Here is a 4404-nt window from a genome sequence, read left to right on the forward strand (position 1 = left end):
CTTGGCAGAATACCTACAACCGCGTTCGACCGCACTCCTCCTTGGGCTACCGGCCGCCCGCACCTGTCACCTTCCCGGACCTGGCCTTCCGGCTACCCATGGCCGCCACCATGCAGTAGCCTCTCAATCGGCTCGGTCCAAAATACCGGTCAGGTCAGGCCGGCTCCATAGCCGAGCTTGAGCGTTCCCCAGGTACTCTCATCGAAGGTGCCGATCATGCTCATCCTCAACCCGCTTACCGGCGAGACCGTCGAGATCATGGTGCCACGCCCCCGGACGGCGGCCAGACAGTGACAATCCACGTCTCAGCCTCAAAGCCGCGCCGAAGACACCGGTCACTCCTACTCGCGATTGAGAACCATCGGTGATTGGCTTTCCATTCAATCGTTTGCTTTTCGCTACCGGCCTGACTTTGTCAGGCGCTGTTGTGATGGCTTGGGCAGTCAACAGCGTACCGAAGGACCCCTGCGAGACGCAGCAACATGTCTATGCGTACGCGATCTTCCGCAGCCCGAAAGCTGCTGCAACCGTACGCCCAGGACAGCCCAGAACGCTTGAGACCGCGGCCACTGCAACTGCTTTCTAGCCCAAGGCGAGTCGGCCACATCGAGTTGGCCACGCGCGACATCTCAGCTTCCATGCAGGATCAGCACCGAGGGCCATCCGATAATCCCGTCTATCGCGATGGTCGGGCCTCGGGGGCTCCCAGACGCGAGCAGCGGGCGCGTCACCGGGTAATGCCTAGAGATTCGAACCGGCTAGCCTAATGGTCGAGATCAGTCGCCCGAACTCATCCCTGACCGGGACCACGATCGCGCCTTCATTTTCGATGCGCTCAGTGTCGCCGCCGAACGACGCCATCATCGCCAGCGCGGTCGCCCGCGCTTTGGCGTCATCCGGTGCCAGATTGCTGATCCGTTGAGGCTTCTCGGCCCCGTGCTGGAGATCGAAGCGGTAGAGCGGCATACCAGACGCCGCTGTGCGAAAGTTGCGCTCTATGATATGTCCGGGGCCCGACGAACTACATTGGGTTCAAGTTGCGACTACGCGGGCCCAACGGTGCCCGCGATGAGTTCCACTTTGCAGCCACGGCGCAAAATCTGAGGAAGATGGCCAAGCTCTACGCCACTAAAGCTGCCGATCCCCGCCAACTGAGGGGCACAAGACCCTTGAACGCCACTGCTACGCTTACAAACGACCATCCATCGTCGAGCCGGCGCCGCAGCAACGACGTCTCTTTCAACACTATCGATGGGTTGCTGCCAGTCCGTTTCTAAGCGCGATGATAACCGATGCGGACTACAGAGACGTCCGCAGCTACCAACAACTATGTTTGCTTCGTGGTCTCGCTCTTCCGGAGGTGCGTCGCGTGTGTCATGGCGCAGATCTGTATCGGGGGATTAATTGCACTGCCACTTCGAAGAACTCGGGCATAGTCGAAAGACGTTTGTCAGTGAAAACAGCAAGGAAAGCCCGTCAGACTTGCGATAGATCGATGTGTCCGTGATCGGCTTCGCAATCGCGACGCCCGCCAGAAGGTCATCGGTCACAAAAAGGCGCATTCCGGCGCCCACGGACGCGATCGTCTGAACGATGTTTTTGGGCTGAAGATACGTCTCTGCCGCTCCGCCTTCGAGAAAGCCGTACAATTGGATGGCGTTCAGGTAGCTGGCACGCACGGGGATGTCGTACCGAAGCTCGCCCGACCCCGCGATGGCATTGTCGCCGGCAAGCCAGCCTGCCTCGAATCCGCGTCCGAAGGAATAACCGCCGAGATAGTATTGCTGGGAAATCAGGAGGGGCCCGGATGCGATCTGACCTCCCGCGGACAGCTTGACCGACCAGGCGTCGGCCAAGTTCTGGTAGTGCGCGAACGATGCGTTCAAGAGCGAGAAGCGTGTCGACGCACCCGTCCTGGACAGGGTGTCTAAGGCGTCCTCGCGGTCGACCGGGCCGAGACCTTGGCGGAAGGTGGCGAAGAGGTACGTCCAGCTGTCTTCGGATATATGCAGCCGGTAGTCGGCGGACAGGCTCGCGAGGCCCAGCCGATCGTCGTAGGTCCGTCCGACGGCGTTGCGCTCGGCGATGCTGCTGACGCCCAACGCCCCCCCGAGCCACAAGGTTTGGGTTTGGCCGACGAGCGGTGCGTACCAGGCGCGAAGTTCGTAGGTTTCGGCCTCGGATACGGTGCGCTGCCAGCGCCGCCCGTCGCCGGGCCTGATCTCGCTCGTGGTGGCCGCGGCGCCGACCCGGAAGCTATCCGATCCGAGGGGGACATCGTAGGCGAGGCTCCCGAAGCGAAGCTCGCGCCAGGACCCCAGGGTCGAGGAGCCGGAGAATACCAGGCTGTCGCCCGGCAGCACCAGAGAATTCAAGGCCACGCTGGTCGACCCTTGCCAGGGTCCGACTGCGCCCGATCCAAGATTGTCGAGCCCGACCGCTCCGTACAGAGCCCATGTTTGCACCGTGACCTTCAGGCGAAACCGACCGGTTCCCGGCGCGATCTCGTCCAGCGTCGTGTCGGTCAGTCGGACGCCGGGCCGGTCATTAGCGAGGAGCAACTGGCGTTCCAGCGTCGCGCGTCGGGATGGCCTCTCTGCGGTCAGCGGCGAGAACAGGCTCGGCAAGCCATATGCACCGCGATCGTCTCCGCCGATCACGACCTCTTCGATCACCCCTTCCAACACCCGGATCCGCAACCGACCATTCGCCAGATCCTGTGACGGGATGATCGCGCGGGTGAGATGGTAGCCGGCCTCACGGTAGAGCCTGCCAAGGTGGGCCGTGATGGCCGTCAGATCGTCCTCCGATACGTCCTGGCCGATGAACGCTGCGTAGGCTGGCGCGAGATCGCGTTCGGGAAGCGCCGAGGCTCCTTCGAGTTCGACGGCCATGAGCCGCACCATTGCGCCGTGCGAGGCGGCGGTCGACGGAGCCTGCTCAGCGGCCTGCCGCGAGAACGCAACCCGCGGATTTCGGCTGATGGGCGTTCGTGGATCGACGCTCGGCGAGGACACGACGGCTTGCGCAGGCGGCACTAGTCGTCCGACACCCTGAGCTAGAACGAGCCCTGGCGACACTGCGCAGGCGGCAAAGGATGTTGCCGAGAAGACGGCAGAAAGCGAGATAGTTCTGCCCCGTCCTTTGCCTCGTTTCGGCCGGAACATTATCTTTGCCTGTCTTACACTGCATACGCATGACGTTTCGGCAAAGGTAAAAAGGCGTGGTTAACGAATTACCTCTAGTTCTGGAGATCGACGTTGCCGGTCCCGGCGGCGCCCTAGCCGATATAAGGAAGCGGAGCCATGCTCCAGCTCACTCGCCGGATCACCCTGGTGTCTGTCACGGTCGTGGCGGGGCTCCTGATCGCGCCCGGAATTGCGGTCAGCGACGACGGCCCGTGGCGGATCGCCAAGGTTTCCGGCGATGCCTGGATTGCCGGCGACACCGTCCGGCCGGCTTCGGTTTCGGACAACGCGCTGCTGCGCGCCGGCGACTCGATCCGCACAGGCCGAAGTGGCCGAGTTCTGTTGAACCGAGGCTCAGAAAGCATTCTCGTTTCGCCGAACTCGGCGATTACGCTTCCGGCGGCAGGCAGGCCGGGCATGTCGACGTTGGTTCAGCGGGCCGGCACGATCCTGCTCGACGTGGAGAAGCGAAACGTCCAGCACTTCGAAGTCGAAACACCCTATCTCGCCGCCGTCGTGAAGGGGACGCGTTTCCGCGTCTCGCTGGAGAGTGGACGGGCTCGCGTGGAGGTCGAACGCGGCCGCGTCCAGGTCGCCGACTTCAAGACGGGTGAGTCCGCCCTCGTTCTCCCCGGTCAAAGTGCACGCGCAGGCGCAAACATAGAGCCTGGACTTCAGCTCTCCGGGCGCGGGACCCTGAGTTCCATCGAACACGGTGCTCCGCGTGCCCCTCGCATCGCGCCCCTGGACGTTCCGAAGGGCGGCCTCGGCCCCATGCCGGGATCGATTCCGCTGCGGGCGCCGACTCTGCCCGGGGCCGGCGAGACGGGCGGGCTCGTCGGCGGAGCGAATGGCGTGCTGCGCATCGCGGCACCGATCGGCGAGGTTTCGCTCGATGTGCACACGGCGACGAACGGCGTCGCGCGAAGCGAGCGGCAGGGGAATGCTGGAACTGGCCGGCCGACCGTCTGGAGTACCGGTGATCTCAATCCCGGTACCAATGTCGGAAAAAACAGAGCCACCAACAACGGAAACCCGGTGGGGGCTGCCGAAGCCATCCTCGGCGTCATCGGTGTCTCGCGCGTCTCCATGGATTCGAGCGGCAGCACGCTTACGACCACCGCCGCCGACGGGGGTACCGCGGTCGCAGGCGGCGGCCGGACGACCGGTCCCGGCAACGGGAATGCCAACAACGGAAACGGCAACGGCGGCAGTG

At 63.6% G+C, this 4404-nt stretch carries 4 protein-coding genes; 2 read left to right on the forward strand and 2 right to left on the reverse strand.

All coding sequences use genetic code 11. The features are described 5' to 3' along the window. A partial coding sequence (locus MHA02_RS21205) for an integrase core domain-containing protein (RefSeq protein ID WP_147082493.1) occupies positions 1-119 on the forward strand: 119 nt, incomplete at its 5' end. A 622-nt stretch (positions 120-741) separates the two neighbouring features. Here the strand turns inward: MHA02_RS21205 and MHA02_RS21210 are convergent. Both MHA02_RS21210 and MHA02_RS21215 read right to left on the reverse strand, forming a co-directional pair. After that, entirely contained in the window at positions 742-966 is a 225-nt protein-coding gene (locus tag MHA02_RS21210; RefSeq protein WP_147082495.1) for a DUF6894 family protein, read from the reverse strand. Between the two features lie 434 nt (positions 967-1400). Further along, positions 1401-2894 (reverse strand): ShlB/FhaC/HecB family hemolysin secretion/activation protein, encoded by a 1494-nt coding sequence (locus MHA02_RS21215; protein WP_170249411.1) that lies wholly within the window; start codon positions 2892-2894, stop codon positions 1401-1403. Between the two features lie 411 nt (positions 2895-3305). On the opposite strand from MHA02_RS21215, the gene MHA02_RS21220 reads away from it, so the two are divergent. Then, positions 3306-4404: FecR domain-containing protein (locus tag MHA02_RS21220; RefSeq protein ID WP_147082499.1), on the forward strand; the 1099-nt coding region annotated here is incomplete at its 3' end.

It is taken from the genome of Methylobacterium haplocladii, assembly GCF_007992175.1.
Taxonomy (GTDB): domain Bacteria; phylum Pseudomonadota; class Alphaproteobacteria; order Rhizobiales; family Beijerinckiaceae; genus Methylobacterium; species Methylobacterium haplocladii.

Coding starts and splice junctions, on each gene's coding strand:
- MHA02_RS21210 (WP_147082495.1), bottom strand. CDS start 966: ATGCCGCTCTACCGCTTCGATCTCCAGCACGGGGCCGAGAAGCCTCAA.
- MHA02_RS21215 (WP_170249411.1), bottom strand. CDS start 2,894: ATGGCCGTCGAACTCGAAGGAGCCTCGGCGCTTCCCGAACGCGATCTC.